The sequence below is a fragment of the Pseudomonas sp. A genome, assembly GCF_056270345.1.
In genome coordinates, this window is the sequence record NZ_CM149873.1 from 5,470,244 (window position 1) to 5,485,011 (window position 14,768).

Here is a 14,768-nt window from a genome sequence, read left to right on the forward strand (position 1 = left end):
AGCCCCCATGGACATCGCCAATATCCTCACCCCCGACGGCTGGGTGCGCGGACAACTGCACCTGGAAAACGGCCGCATCCGGGCCATCGACGGCACGCCGTGCGACCCGCAGGCCAACGACCTGCCGTACCTGCTGCCCGGGTTCATCGACCTGCACGTGCACGGCGGTGGCGGCAGCGACATCATGCAGGGCGGCGACGCCTTCGCCACCATCGCCCGCACCCATCGGCGCTTCGGCACCACCTCGCTGCTGGCCACCACCATGACCGCGCCCCGCGAGGAGCTGACCCGCGTGCTCGCCGAACTGGGCGAACACCTCAGGCAACCGCGCCAGGGCGCGCGCATCCTCGGCGTGCACCTGGAAGGCCCGTACATCAACCCCGGCAAGCTCGGCGCGCAGCCGAACTTCGCCCACCAGGCGCTGCTCGACGAGGTCGAGCAATACCTGGCCCTGGCGCCGATCAGGGTCATCACCATCGCCCCGGAAGTCGCTGGCCACCTGCCGCTGATCCAGGCCCTGAGCCAGCGCGGCATCCGCCTGCAGATCGGCCACACCCTGGGCAGCTACGAAGAAGGCGTGGCGGCCCTGGAGGCCGGCGCCACCAGCTTCACCCACCTGTACAACGCCATGAGCCCGCTGCACCACCGCGAGCCGGGCATCGTCGGCGCGGCCCTCGCCCACGCCCGCTACGCCGAACTGATTCCCGACCTGCTGCACGTGCACCCCGGCGCCATGCGCGTGGCCCTGCGCTCGATCCCCTGCCTGTACTGCGTGACCGACTCCACCGCCGCCGCCGGCATGCCCGATGGCGAATACCGCCTGGGCAGCCACACCGTGACCAAGTGCCTGGGCGGCGTGCGCCTGCCCGACGGCACCCTGGCCGGCAGTACCCTGACCATGGACCAAGCGCTACGCAATCTGGTGAAGATCGGCCTGCCGCTGGCCGAAGCGTCCGAGCGCCTGTCACTCCATCCCGCCGATTATCTCGGCATCGCCGACCGTGGCCGCCTGCAAGCGGGCGCCTGGGCCGATGCGGTGCTGCTGGACCGCCAACTGAACCTGACCGCCGTGATGATCGAAGGAGAAACCGCATGAGTTCAAGGATGCTCGAAGAAGCCCGCGCCTGCGCCGAGGTCGTCGAACGCCAGACGCATACGCTGGACCCACGCCTGCAAACCCTGGCCGAACAGCTGCGCCGGCTCGATCCGCAAGTGGCGCTGACCGTGGCCCGGGGCAGCTCGGACCACGCCGCCAGCTACTTCGCCTACATCGCCATGCAGCAGCTGGGTCTGCCGGTGGCTTCGCTGCCGATGTCGGTGGTGACCCTGCAACAGGCACCGCTGCGGGTGCGTGGCCAGGTGGCGCTGGGCTTCTCGCAGTCGGGCCAGAGCCCGGACCTGGTCGACAGCCTGCGGCGCCTGGGCCAGTGCGGGGCGACCACGGTCTCGCTGGTCAACGCCGAAGGCTCGCCCCTGGAGCAGGCCTGCCAGCACCACTTGCCGCTGTGCGCAGGCCCTGAGCTGTCGGTGGCGGCGACCAAGAGCTTCGTCGCCACCCTGGCTGCCGGCGCCCGCCTGGTCGCCCACTGGGGCCAGGACCGCGCCCTGCTGGAAGCCGGCCTGGCCCTGCCCGCGCAGCTGCGCGAGGCCGCGGCGCAGGACTGGAGCCCGGTCATCGACACCCTGCGTGACAGCGAGCGCCTGATGGTGATCGGCCGTGGCGCGGGCTTTGCCATCGCCCAGGAAGCCGCGCTCAAACTCAAGGAAACCTCGGTGATCCAGGCCGAGGCCTTCAGCAGCGCCGAAGTGCGCCATGGCCCGATGGCCCTGATCGATGCCCAGTACCCGCTGCTGGTGTTCGCCCCCCGTGGCGTCGAGCAGGCCGGGCTGCTGCAACTGGCCGCCGACATGCGCCAGCGCGGCGCCCGCGTGCTGCTGGCGGCGCCGGCCGATATCGCCGGGCGCGACCTCACCCTGAGCTGCGCCGAACACCCGGCCCTGGACCCGCTGCTGGCGATCCAGAGCTTCTACATCATGGCCGCGGCCCTGGCCGAGGCCCGCGGCCTCGACCCCGACCAACCGCGTCACCTGAGCAAAGTGACCTGCACGCAGTGAAGCCGCGAGGAACAGCGCATGCCCGACAATAACAAGATTATCCTCCATGCCCCGCTCGCCGGACCGCAGGTACCGCTGGACCAGGTACCGGATCCGGTGTTCAGCAGCGGCACTTTGGGCGACGGCGTCGCCATCGACCCGTTGAACGACGTGCTGCACGCGCCCTGCGCGGGCGAAGTGGTGCAACTGGCGCGCACCGGCCATGCGCTGACCCTGCGCGCGGCCAATGGTGCGGAAGTCCTTTTGCATATCGGTGTCGACACCGTGCAGTTGCAGGGGCGCGGCTTCTCGCCGCTGGTGGCGCTGGGCGACCAGGTGACCCTGGGACAACCGCTGGTGCGCTTCGACATGGACCTGGTGGCCCAGCACTGCGTCAGCCTGGTCACCGTGATGCTGGTCAGCAATGGCCCGGGCTTTGGCCTGACGCGACTGGACACAGGCGCTTCGCGCCTGGGCGCGGCGCTGCTGGAGGTCGAGGCCACGGGCAGCGAAGCGCAGGCACGACCGGTCAGCCATGAGTGCGCACGCGGTCATGCCCGGGTCGCCCATCACGGCGGCCTGCACGCCCGCCCCGCCGCCCTGCTGCGCCAGACCGCGCAGGGCTTCCAGAGCCATGCCGTGCTGCGTTTCGCCAAGCGTGAGGCCGACCTCAATAGCCTGGTGGCAGTCATGGGCCTGGGCGTTGGCGAGGGCGCAGAGGTCGAGCTTATCTGCACTGGGCCGGACAGCCAGGCCGCGCTGCAGGCGTTGATCGTCGCCGTGCAGACCGCCTCGGTCGGTGAGCGCCATGCCACCCACGTGCCCACCAGCACCGCCACGCCCAAACCCAATGCCGAGCCCGGCGTGCTCAACGGCGTCTGCGCCGCCCCCGGCCTCGCCCTCGGGCCATTGGCGCGCCTGGACGGCATCAGCCTGCCGGCGGACAGCGGCGACAACGACCCCACCGAACAGCACCAGGCACTGAACACTGCCCTGGCCGAGGTCCGCCATGCCATCGACCACGACTGGCGCCACCTGCCTCGCGGCCAGGAGGACGCAGCTGCGATCCTCGAGGCCCACCTGGCCCTGCTCGACGACCCGGCCCTGCTCGGCGACGCCCGCCAGCATATCGCCGGCGGCGTAGCCGCCAGCCATGCCTGGAGCCGCGCCATCGAGACCCAGTGCCTGGTCCTGCGCAGCCTGGGCAACCCGTTGCTGGCCGAACGCGCCAACGACCTCTACGACCTGCAGCAACGGGTATTGCGCGCCCTGCTCGGCGAAACCCGGCAACTGCGCCTGCCACCGGCGGCCATCGTGGTCGCCCACGAACTGACGCCCTCCGACCTGCTGCTGCTCGCCCGCCACGATGTCGCCGGGCTGTGCATGGCCGCCGGTGGCGCCACCTCGCACGTCGCCATCCTCGCCCGTGCCCGCGGCCTGCCATGCCTGGTAGCCCTGGGCGAAGCGCTGCTCGACCTGCCCGCCGGCACGCCGCTGGTGCTGGACGCCGACCAGGGCCGACTGGAAACCCAGGCCGACCCACAACGCCTGGCCGAGGTCCATTGCCACCTGCAGCAACGCCGCGAAATCCGCCAGCGCCAGCAGGCCGCCGCACAGCAGAGCGCCCGTACCCGCGATGGCCAGCTGATCGAGGTCGCGGCCAACGTCGCCAGCGCCGACGAGGCCGCCCAGGCCCTGGCCCAGGGCGCCGACGGCATCGGCCTGCTGCGCAGCGAGTTCCTGTTCATCGACCGCCCCACCGCACCGGACGAGGCCGAACAACGCAACGCCTACCAGGCGGTGCTCGACGCCATGGCCGAGCGCCCGGTGATCATCCGCACCATCGACGTCGGCGGCGACAAGCAGCTCGACTACCTGCCCTTGCCGGCCGAGGCCAACCCGGTACTGGGCCTGCGCGGCATCCGCCTGGGCCAGGTGCGCCCGGAGCTGCTCGACCAGCAACTGCGCGCCCTGCTCCAGGTCAGCCCGCAGCGGCGCTGCCGGATCATGCTGCCGATGGTCACCGAGGTCGACGAGCTGATCGCCATCCGCCAGCGCCTCGACCGGCTGGCCGCCGAGCTGGGCGTGACGGCGCGCGCCGAACTGGGGGTGATGATCGAGGTGCCGGCCGCGGCGCTGCTCGCCGAGCGTCTGGCCGAGCACGCAGACTTCTTTTCCATCGGTACCAACGACCTGTCCCAGTACACCCTGGCCATGGACCGTGACCATGCCGGGCTGGCCGCGCGGGTCGATGCCCTGCACCCGGCACTGCTGCGCCTGATCGAGCTGACCTGCCAGGGCGCGGCGAAACACGGGCGCTGGGTCGGCGTGTGCGGCGCGCTGGCCTCCGATCCGCTGGCCACGCCGGTGCTGGTCGGCCTCGGCGTGGCCGAGCTGTCGGTCAGCGCGCCGCAGATCGGTGAGATCAAGGCCCTGGTCCGCCAGCTCGACGCCAGCACCTGCCGCCGTTTCAGCCAGGGCCTGCTGGGCCTGGCCAGCGCCGGCGCCGTACGCCAGGCCTGCCGCGACTTCGCCGCGCAATCCCACGCCCAACCCGCGGCCCCCGTGGCCCTACAACAATAATCGGAGCGCACCATGTACCAGCACTTCATCCAGGGCCTGCAGCGGCTCGGCCGCGCCTTGATGCTGCCCATCGCCATCCTGCCCATCGCCGGCCTGTTGCTGCGCCTGGGCGACACTGACCTGCTCGACATCGCCCTGGTGCATGACGCCGGGCAAGCGATCTTCGCCAACCTGGCGCTGATCTTTGCCATCGGCATCGCCGTCGGCTTCGCCCGCGACAACAACGGCACCGCGGGCCTGGCCGGCGCCATCGGCTACCTGGTGCTGGTGGCGACGCTGAAAGTGATCGATCCGAAGATCGACATGGGCATGCTCGCCGGCATCATCTGCGGCCTGCTCGGCGGCGGTTTGTACAACCGCTTCAAGGACATCCAGCTGCCCGACTACCTGGCGTTCTTCGGCGGCCGGCGCTTCGTGCCGATCGCCACCGGGGTATCGGCGGTATTTCTCGGGCTGCTGTTCGGCCTGATCTGGCCGCCGATCCAGCACGGCATCAACGAGCTCGGCCAGCTGATGCTGGAGAGCGGCAGCATCGGCGCGTTTTTCTTCGGCGTGCTCAACCGGCTGCTGATCATCACCGGCCTGCACCATATCCTCAACAACCTGGTGTGGTTCGTCTTCGGCAGCTTCCAGGCGGCCAGCGGCCAGGTGGTCACTGGCGATCTGGCGCGCTTCTTCGCCGGCGACCCTGACGCCGGGCAGTTCATGACCGGCATGTTCCCGGTGATGATCTTCGGCCTGCCCGCCGCCTGCCTGGCCATGTACCGCCACGCCCTGCCACAGCGGCGCAAGCTGATCGGCGGGGTGCTGCTGTCGATGGCACTGACCTCGGCGCTGACCGGAGTGACCGAGCCGATCGAATTCGCCTTCATGTTCCTGGCGCCGCTGCTGTACATGATCCATGCACTGCTGACCGGGTTGTCCATGGCCATCTGCGACCTGTTGGGGATCCGCCTGGGCTTCACCTTCTCCGGCGGCGGCATCGACATGGCCCTGGGCTGGGGACGCTCGAGCAATGGCTGGCTGGTGTTCCCGGTGGGCGTGCTCTATGGGTTGGTCTACTACTTCGTGTTCGACTACTGCATCCGCCGTTTCGACCTGAAGACACCCGGCCGCGAAGAACAGGCGGCCAGCCAGGCCGAGGGCAGCGATGCGCCACGGGCCCGACGCTACATCGATGCCCTGGGTGGCGCGGCCAACCTGCAGGGCGTCGATGCCTGCACCACGCGCCTGCGCCTGGTACTGGCCGACCGTAACCTGGCCCGTGACCAGGACCTGAAAGCCCTCGGCGCCCTCGCGGTGGTGCGTCCCGGTACCGGTGGCAGCCTGCAGGTGGTGGTGGGGCCGATGGCCGATGCGCTGGCCGACGAGATTCGCGCAGAACTGCCCCATGCGCGGGTGGCGGCACCGGTTGCCGAGAAGGCCGCCGTGGTCACCGAGACGGTCGTTGCGGATGAATGGCTGCAGGCCCTGGGCGGGCGCGAGAATGTGCTGGAGGCGCAGTGCGTGGCCTCGAGCCGGGTGCGGGTGCGGGTGCGGGATGAGGGCAAGGTAGAGCAGGCACGCTTGATCGCGCTAGGTTGCCTGGGAGTAAGTCCGCAGGCGGGTGGGGTGTGGCATCTGTTGGTGGGTGAGAAAGCACCAGGATTGGGGAGCGCGTTGCAAGGCTGAAAATGACAGGGGCCGCTACGCGGCCCTTCGCGGGTAAACCCGCTCCCACAGGTATTGCGCGAACCCTGTGGGAGCGGGTTTACCCGCGAAGGGCTGCGCAGCAGCCCCTATACCGAAAGCTTAAAAGTCAGCCAGCGGCCAAACCTCATAAGCCGGCGTTTCATACGGGTGGCTTTGCTTGAGCGCAGCAACTACCTGGCCGATCAGCGCATCAGCCACCACCAGCTCCACCTTCCACTCCTCGACCACCTCGACCTGGCCGGTCTGCCCGAGGTACGGCTGGCTGCCGTCCAACGGGCGGAACTGGCCCTGGCCGAGGGTCTGCCAGGCGCAGTGGTCGTAGTCGCCGATGCGTCCGCCACCGGCGGCGAACACGGCGGCCTTGACCACCTCGACATGGCTGTCGGGGACGAAGAAGGCGAGCTTGTACACCCTCAGTTCACCCACACCCGCGCATTGCGGAACATGCGCATCAGCGCCGCGTCTTCCTGCCACTCATCCGGGCGCCAGGAGTTCTGCACCGCGCGGAACATACGCTCCGGGTGCGGCATCATGATGGTCACGCGGCCGTCGCGGCTGGTCAGGCCGGTGATGCCACGCGGCGAGCCGTTCGGGTTGGCCGGGTAGGCTTCGGTGACCTTGCCGTGGTTGTCGACGTAGCGCAGGGCCACGCAACCGGACAGGTCGGCTTCCAGCAGTGCTTCCTCGCTGGCGAACTCGGCATGGCCTTCGCCGTGGGCGATGGCGATCGGCATGCGCGAACCGGCCATGCCCTGGAGGAAGATCGAGTTGGATTTCTGCACCTCGACCATGGCCACGCGAGCTTCGAACTGCTCCGAGCGGTTGCGCACGAAGTGCGGCCAGTACTCGGTGCCCGGGATCAGCTCGTGCAGGTTGGACATCATCTGGCAACCGTTGCACACGCCCAGGGCGAAGCTGTCGGTACGCTCGAAGAAGGCCTGGAAGGCATCGCGGGCACGGGCGTTGAACAGCGCCGACTTGGCCCAGCCTTCACCGGCACCCAGCACGTCGCCGTAGGAGAAGCCGCCGCAGGCCACCAGGCCCTTGAACGCTTCAAAGTCGACACGGCCGGCGAGGATGTCGCTCATGTGCACGTCGATGGCAGCAAAGCCTGCGCGGTCGAAGGCCGCAGCCATCTCGACCTGGCCATTGACGCCCTGCTCACGCAGGATCGCCACTTGCGGGCGCACGCCCTTCTTGATGTACGGCGCGGCGATGTCGTCGTTGACGTCGTAGCCCAGCTTGACCGACAGGCCCGGGTTGTCTTCTTCGAGCAGGGCGTTGAATTCCTGGTCGGCGCAATCGGCATTGTCGCGCAGGCGCTGGACCTGGTAGCTGGTCTCGGCCCACTGGCGCTGCAGCAGGCGACGGTCGCCGTTGAACAGTTCTTCGCCTTCGAAGTTGATCAGGACTTCACCGTTGTTGATCGGCTGGCCGATCACGGCGACGCAATCCTCGCCCAGGCCAGCGGCGCTGAACTGCGCCAGCACATCCGGCGTGGCGTCCTGACGGACCTGGATCACCGCGCCCAGCTCTTCATTGAAGAGGATGGCCGCGACTTTCTCGCGCTTGCTAGTCAGGTTGCCCAGTTCCAGCTCCAGGCCACAGTGGCCGGCGAAGGCCATTTCCAGCACGGTGGTCAGCAGGCCACCGTCGGAACGGTCGTGGTAGGCCAGCAGGTGGCCGTCTTCGTTCAGCCCCTGGATCACGGCGAAGAACGCCTTGAGGTCTTCGGCGTCATCGACGTCCGGCGCCTGGGCGGCCAGCTTGCCGTGGGTCTGCGCCAGGATCGAGGCGCCCATGCGGTTCTTGCCACGGCCCAGGTCGATCAGGATCAGGTCGGTTTCGCCCTTGTCCATGCGCAGCTGCGGGGTCAGGGTCTTGCGGATGTCGGTGACCGGGGCGAAGCCGGTGATGATCAGCGACATTGGCGAGGTGACGCTCTTCTGCTCGCCCGCTTCGCTCCACTGGGTCTTCATCGACATCGAGTCTTTGCCGACCGGGATGGTGATGCCCAGCTCCGGGCACAGCTCCATGCCGACGGCCTTGACGGTGTCGTACAGGCGGGCGTCTTCGCCCGGGTGACCGGCGGCGGACATCCAGTTGGCCGACAGTTTGATGTCGGACAGCTTCTCGATGCGCGAGGCCGCCAGGTTGGTCAGGGTCTCGCCGATCGCCATGCGCCCGGACGCCGGGGCGTCGAGCAGGGCCAGCGGCGTGCGCTCGCCCATGGCCATGGCTTCACCGGTGTAGACGTCGAAGCTGGTGGCGGTGACAGCGCAGTCGGCCACCGGTACCTGCCACGGGCCGACCATCTGGTCACGGGCCACGAGGCCGGTGATGGTGCGGTCGCCGATGGTGATCAGGAAGCTCTTGCTGGCCACGGCCGGGTGACGCAGGACGCGCTCGACCGAATCCTTGAGTTCCAGGGTGCTCGGGTCGAACTCATCGCCCAGCTCCGCTTCGCGGGTGACCGAGCGGTGCATGCGCGGCGGCTTGCCCAGCAGCACGTCCAGCGGCATGTCCACCGGGGTGTTGTCGAAGTGGCTGTCGGTGACGGTGAGGTGCTTCTCTTCGGTGGCCTCGCCCACGACCGCGAACGGGCAGCGCTCGCGCTCGCAGATGGCCTGGAAGCGCTCGAAGTCCTCGGCGCTGACCGCCAGCACGTAGCGCTCCTGCGATTCGTTGGACCAGATCTCGTGCGGGGCCATGCCCGGCTCGTCGTTGGGCACGTTGCGCAGTTCGAAGCGGCCACCACGGCCACCGTCGTTGACCAGTTCCGGGAAGGCGTTGGAAATACCACCGGCGCCGACGTCGTGGATGAAGGCAATCGGGTTCTTGTCGCCCAGCTGCCAGCAGCGGTCAATGACCTCCTGGCAACGGCGCTCCATTTCCGGGTTCTCGCGCTGCACCGAAGCGAAGTCCAGGTCGGCGGAGCTGGCACCGGTGGCCACCGACGAAGCGGCGCCGCCACCCAGGCCGATCAGCATGGCCGGGCCGCCGAGCACGATCAGCTTGGCGCCGACGGTGATCTCGCCCTTCTGCACGTGGTCTTCACGGATGTTGCCCATGCCGCCGGCGAGCATGATCGGCTTGTGGTAGCCACGGACTTCTTCACCGTGCGGGGTGTTGATGCCCTGCTCGAAGGTGCGGAAGTAGCCGGTCAGCGCCGGGCGGCCGAATTCGTTGTTGAACGCGGCGCCGCCCAGTGGGCCTTCGATCATGATGTCGAGGGCGTCGACGATACGCTCAGGCTTGCCGTAAGGCTTCTCCCATGGCTGCTCGAAGCCCGGGATACGCAGGTTGGACACGGTGAAGCCAGTCAGGCCAGCCTTGGGCTTGGCGCCACGGCCGGTGGCGCCTTCGTCGCGGATTTCGCCGCCGGAGCCGGTGGAGGCGCCGGAGAACGGGGCGATGGCGGTCGGGTGGTTGTGCGTCTCGACCTTCATCAGGATATGCACCGGTTCCTGCACCGCGCCGTACTGGCGGGTCTCAGGGTTCGGGAAAAAGCGGCCGGCGACGCTGCCGACGATCACCGAGGCGTTGTCCTTGTACGCAGACAGCACGCCTTCGCTGTGCATCTGGTAGGTGTTCTTGATCATGCCGAACAGGCTTTTTTCCTGCGCCTGGCCGTCGATGTCCCAGCTGGCGTTGAAGATCTTGTGGCGGCAGTGCTCGGAGTTGGCCTGGGCGAACATCATCAGTTCGATGTCGTTGGGGTTGCGCTTGAGCCCCTGGAAGGCGTTGACCAGGTAGTCGATCTCGTCTTCGGCCAGGGCCAGGCCCAGGTCGATGTTGGCCTGCGCCAGGGCGGCGCGGCCACCGGCGAGGATGTCCACCGAGGTCATCGGCTTGGGCTGGGCGTGGCTGAACAGGTCGGACGCCTGCTCCAGCTGGGCCAGCACGCGCTGGGTCATGCGGTCATGCAGTTCGGCGGCGATGGTTTGAGCATCGGCGTCGCTGAGGTTACCGGAGACGTAGTAGGCGATACCGCGCTCCAGGCGCTGGATCGACTGCAGGCCGCAGTTGTGGGCGATGTCGCTGGCCTTGGATGCCCAGGGCGAGATGGTGCCCAGACGCGGCACGACCAGGAACAGGCGGCCCGCAGGCTCCTGCACCGGCACGCTCGGGCCGTACTTGAGCAGACGGCCCAGCACCTGCTGCTGGTCGGCGGTCAGCTCGCCGTCGACGTCGGCGAAGTGGGCGAATTCGGCATACAAACCAGTAACAGCGGGGACTTTCTGGCTCAGTTGCTCGAGTAATTTACCGTGGCGAAAGGCAGAAAGGGCAGGAGCGCCGCGCAGGATCAACATCGTCGGGACAGCCTCAGGAAGGGGTGTGCTTAGAGGCCGTGCATTCTAGCCTAATTCGCAGGCTTTCGGCACCCGCTCAAAGCCAATGCTGCCGGGCGGTGGAACCGGACCCAGGGGTCAAAAAAACCACCGGCTTCGCGCGATCCCTGTAGGAGCGGCCTTGTGCCGCGATGGGCTGCGCAGCAGCCCCAAATTCACTGCTGTGCTGGGAAAACCCTTGGGGGCCGCTGACGCAGCCCATCGCGGCACAAGGCCGCTCCTACAAAGGAATCGAGCCGCTTCTGCACAAAACCCGCTAGCAGACCTGCCAACCATTGTCGAGATATGGCGCCGCCGGTCCTTTGCGTATACTGCACCCTATGTTCGCCCACACTGCTTTGCGCCAGCGATGCGCCAAATGGCTCCTCGCAACCGGACTCTTCCTGATGCTCGGTGCCTGCGTTGAAAAACCCAGCACCCTCGAGCGCGTCAAGGAGGATGGCGTATTGCGCGTGATTACCCGCAACAGCCCGGCCACCTATTTCCAGGACCGCAATGGCGAGACCGGTTTCGAATACGAACTGGTCAAGCGTTTCGCCGACGACCTGGGCGTGAAGCTGGAGATCGAGACCGCCGACAACCTCGACGAGCTGTTCGACCAGTTGGGCAAGCCGTCCGGCCCGGTACTGGCCGCCGCCGGCCTGGTCAGCAGCGAGCGCCGCGCCGCCCAGGCGAAGTTCTCCCATCCCTACCTGGAAGTGACCCCGCAGGTCATCTATCGCAATGGCCGCTCACGGCCGACCAGCGCCAAAGGGCTGGTGGGCAAGAAGATCATGGTGCTCAAGGGCAGCAGCCACGCCGACCAGCTCGCCGAGCTGAAAAAGCAGAATCCGGGGCTGGAGTACGAGGAATCCGACGCCGTCGAGGTGGTCGACCTGCTGCGCATGGTCGACGAGGGCCAGATCGACCTGACCCTGGTCGACTCCAACGAGCTGGCCATGAACCAGGTGTACTTCCCCAATGTGCGCGTGGCCTTCGACCTGGGCGACACCCGCGACCAGCGCTGGGCGGTGGCTGCCGGCGAAGACAACAGCCTGCTCAACGAGATCAACGAGTTTCTCGACAAGTCGCAGAAGAACGGCACCCTGCAGCGCCTGAAGGACCGTTACTACGGCCACGTCGATGTCCTCGGCTACGTCGGCGCCTACACCTTCGCCCAGCACCTGCAGCAGCGCCTGCCCAAGTACGAGAAGCACTTCAAGACCAGCTCCAAGGTCGAGCAGGTCGACTGGCGCCTGCTCGCCGCGATCGGCTACCAGGAATCGATGTGGCAGCCCGAGGTCACCTCCAAGACCGGCGTGCGCGGCCTGATGATGCTGACCCAGCGCACCGCCCAGGCCATGGGCGTGTCCAACCGCCTGGACCCCAGGCAAAGCATCCAGGGCGGCGCCAAGTACTTCATGCTGGTCAAGGACCAGCTCGACGACAGCATCAAGGAGCCGGACCGCACCTGGTTCGCCCTGGCCGCCTACAACGTCGGCAGCGGCCACCTGGAAGACGCCCGCACCCTGGCCAGGCGCGAAGGCCTGAACCCGAACAAGTGGCTGGACGTGAAGAAGATGCTGCCGCGCCTGTCGCAGAAGCAGTGGTATAGCAAGACCAAGTACGGCTACGCCCGCGGCGGCGAGCCGGTGCACTTCGTGGCCAACATCCGCCGCTACTACGACATTCTCACCTGGGTCACGCAGCCGCAACTCGAAGGCCAGGTGGCCGAGGGCAACCTGCATGTGCCGGCGGTGAACAAGGACAAGCCGGCGGAGCAATCGCCGCCGATGTAATCCCGGGCTCCCCTGGCGCCTGTCGTGGCCTCTTCGCGGGTAAACCCGCTCCCACAGGTTCTGCACAGCCCCTGTGGGAGCAACTGTCTTGCTCAATTTTTAGAATCTGGCGCGATCCCTGTGGGAGCGGGTTTACCCGCGAAGCAGGCGACGCGGTACCTGGCACCGGCTGCGCCGGTGTTCGCGGCTGAAGCCGCTCCCACAGCGACCGTGCAGCCCTCAAGGCACGCGCCACGCCTGTGGGAGCGGGTTTACCCGCGAAAGGGCCGGTACAGGCGATACAAGATTGCCAGAACTACGCCTTGGCCCGCCGCGCCTTGAAGAACTCACTCAAGATCACCCCGCACTCCTCTGCCAGCACCCCACCCTCGAACATCACCCGATGGTTGAGAAACCCCTGGCTGAAGAACTGCCCCTGGCTCTGCACGATCCCCGCCTTGGGCTCCAGCGCCCCATAGACCACCCGCGCCACCCGCGAATGGACGATCAGCCCCGCGCACATGCTGCATGGCTCCAGGGTCACGTACAGGGTGCTGCCCGGCAGCCGGTAGTTGCTGGCCGACTTGGCCGCGGCGCGAATCGCCACCATTTCGGCGTGGGCGCTGGGGTCGCTGTCGATGATCGGCCGGTTGAAGCCCTGGCCGATCACCTGGCCATGCTGCACCAGCACTGCCCCCACCGGCACCTCGCCCAGGGCCGCGCCCTGGGCCGCCAAATCGAGGGCCAGGCGCATGAATTCCTGATCGCGGCTGCGATCGATGATCTGCGGTCGCATCAGACCACCGCGATCGCGGCCATCAGGCCGGTTTCCATGTGGTCGATGACGTGGCAGTGGAACATCCAGGTGCCCGGGTTGTCCGCCACCAGCGCCACCTGCGCCCGCTCGTTCTTGCCCAGCAGGTAGGTGTCGGTGAACCACGGCTCGACGATCTTGCGCCGATTGGAGGCGATCACCTTGAAACTCATGCCGTGCAGGTGGATCGGGTGCTGGTACTGGGTCATGTTCTTCAGCTCGAGGATGTAGCTCTTGCCTTTCTGCAGTGTGGCGATCGGCCGGTCGGCGCAGGTCTTGTCGGTGATGTCCCAGGCCTGGCCGTTGATCTGCCACAGGCTCGGCGGCTTGCCGTTCTCGGTGTTCACCGAGACCTTGCCGACCCATTCGAAATTGAAGTTGAGCTTCTCGGCGTTCTCCAGGTCCGGCTCGGCAACCGGGTTGGGCGGCAGGGCCTTGGGCCAGTCGCCGGGCGCCTCGCTGCTGGCCACCGAGCGCAGGGTGCCCAGGCGCACGAAGCCGTCTCGCAGCGAAACCTCCTCGCCCGCCTCGGGAATGCGGATCGCCAGGCAGATGCGCATGCCCGGCCCGAGCCAGTACTCATCGTCCAGTGGCCGCGGGGTCACCGGGTTGCCATCGAGGGCGTAGATCATCGCCTCGCAGTTGCCCTTGAGGTTCAAGCGGTAGGTCCAGGTGTTGTCCAGGTTCAGCAGGCGCACCCGCACCACCTGCCCGGCCGGCAGCTCCGTAACCGACTCGGCCTGGCCGTTGATGGTGATAAGGCGCCCGGCGGTGCCATTGCGGGCCGCCTCGCGGGGGATGCTGAACGGCAGCCAGGCGCCCTGCTCGTCCACGTGCCAGTTCTTCAGGCTCAGGGTGCGTTCATGCTGGAAGCCCGTGGGTTCGCGCTCCTCGACGATCAGCGGCCCGACCAGGCCGCGGCCCAGCTCCTCGGAGCTGCTGACGTGGGGGTGATACCAGTAGCTGCCGGCGTCCGGCACCTTGAACTTGTAGTCGAAGTATTCGCCCGGCTTGACCGGCAACTGCGAGACATACGGCACACCGTCCATCTCCAGCGGCAGGCGGATGCCGTGCCAATGGATGGTGGTCTCGACCGGTAGATGGTTGATGAAGCGCACCCGCAGCCAGGTGCCCTGGCGCACCCGCAGCTCGGTACCCGGCGCCGACGGGCCGAAGGCCCAGGCCTCGGTCTTGAAGCCCGGCACCAGCTCGACGTCCAGGGGCGCGGCAATCAGCTCGTAGTCGTGCCCGGCGCTGTCGTCCTCGACCTTGCCCAACCAGTAGCGTGCCGCGCCTCCGGCGCCCAGGCCTACCACCACGAGGCCGGTCAGGCCCTTGAGCATTTGTCGACGGGTAAAGGACATCGGTGCGGGTACCTCGTGTTTTGCGCAATCAGTCTGCCAGCAATGGCCGGCGATGAAGGGCGAATACGATACACCTGCAAGTGAGAAAGATTAAGTGAAGTGTTGTACCACC

Annotated in this window: 9 protein-coding genes; 5 read left to right on the plus strand and 4 right to left on the minus strand. The window is 67.6% G+C overall.

The window, feature by feature from the left end; translation table 11 throughout:
- Positions 1-7 precede the first annotated feature (7 nt).
- Genes nagA through nagE form a run of 4 tightly spaced genes read left to right on the plus strand, consistent with a single transcriptional unit; the run spans position 8 to position 6,348 of the window.
- The gene (gene nagA / locus AC0MAZ_RS24415) at positions 8-1,096 is read left to right on the plus strand and encodes an N-acetylglucosamine-6-phosphate deacetylase (RefSeq protein WP_232855942.1); all 1,089 of its coding nucleotides are present in this window, start codon (positions 8-10) and stop codon (positions 1,094-1,096) included.
- Entirely contained in the window at positions 1,093-2,115 is a 1,023-nt protein-coding gene (locus AC0MAZ_RS24420; RefSeq protein WP_475859489.1) for an SIS domain-containing protein, read from the plus strand. The genes nagA and AC0MAZ_RS24420 overlap by 4 nt, the downstream gene beginning before the upstream one ends.
- An 18-nt stretch (positions 2,116-2,133) precedes the next feature.
- Complete coding sequence (gene ptsP, locus AC0MAZ_RS24425; protein ID WP_475859491.1) at positions 2,134-4,677, plus strand: phosphoenolpyruvate--protein phosphotransferase; 2,544 nt, start codon at positions 2,134-2,136, stop codon at positions 4,675-4,677.
- A 12-nt stretch (positions 4,678-4,689) separates the two neighbouring features.
- Positions 4,690-6,348, plus strand: a complete 1,659-nt coding sequence (gene nagE, locus AC0MAZ_RS24430; RefSeq protein ID WP_475859492.1) for an N-acetylglucosamine-specific PTS transporter subunit IIBC — start codon at positions 4,690-4,692, stop codon at positions 6,346-6,348.
- Positions 6,349-6,468: 120 nt separating this feature from the next.
- Here nagE and AC0MAZ_RS24435 read toward each other — a convergent pair whose 3' ends face one another.
- Together AC0MAZ_RS24435 and purL are read right to left on the minus strand one after the other, a co-directional pair.
- On the minus strand, positions 6,469-6,780 hold the full coding sequence (locus tag AC0MAZ_RS24435; RefSeq protein WP_203650971.1) for a YqfO family protein: 312 nt from the start codon (positions 6,778-6,780) through the stop codon (positions 6,469-6,471).
- Positions 6,781-6,782: 2 nt separating this feature from the next.
- The gene (gene purL, locus AC0MAZ_RS24440; RefSeq protein WP_475859494.1) at positions 6,783-10,682 is read right to left on the minus strand and encodes a phosphoribosylformylglycinamidine synthase; all 3,900 of its coding nucleotides are present in this window, start codon (positions 10,680-10,682) and stop codon (positions 6,783-6,785) included.
- A gap of 359 nt (positions 10,683-11,041) precedes the next feature.
- Between purL and mltF the strand changes: the two genes are divergently transcribed.
- Positions 11,042-12,499 (plus strand): membrane-bound lytic murein transglycosylase MltF, encoded by a 1,458-nt coding sequence (mltF, locus tag AC0MAZ_RS24445; RefSeq protein WP_475859496.1) that lies wholly within the window; start codon positions 11,042-11,044, stop codon positions 12,497-12,499.
- Between the two features lie 295 nt (positions 12,500-12,794).
- Here the strand turns inward: mltF and tadA are convergent, their stop codons facing one another.
- Both tadA and AC0MAZ_RS24455 read right to left on the minus strand, forming a co-directional pair.
- Positions 12,795-13,274 (minus strand): tRNA adenosine(34) deaminase TadA, encoded by a 480-nt coding sequence (gene tadA, locus AC0MAZ_RS24450; protein ID WP_475859497.1) that lies wholly within the window; start codon positions 13,272-13,274, stop codon positions 12,795-12,797.
- Positions 13,274-14,656, minus strand: a complete 1,383-nt coding sequence (locus AC0MAZ_RS24455; protein WP_475859499.1) for a multicopper oxidase family protein — start codon at positions 14,654-14,656, stop codon at positions 13,274-13,276. Before AC0MAZ_RS24455 ends, tadA begins: the two co-directional genes overlap by 1 nt.
- Positions 14,657-14,768: the final 112 nt, after the last annotated feature.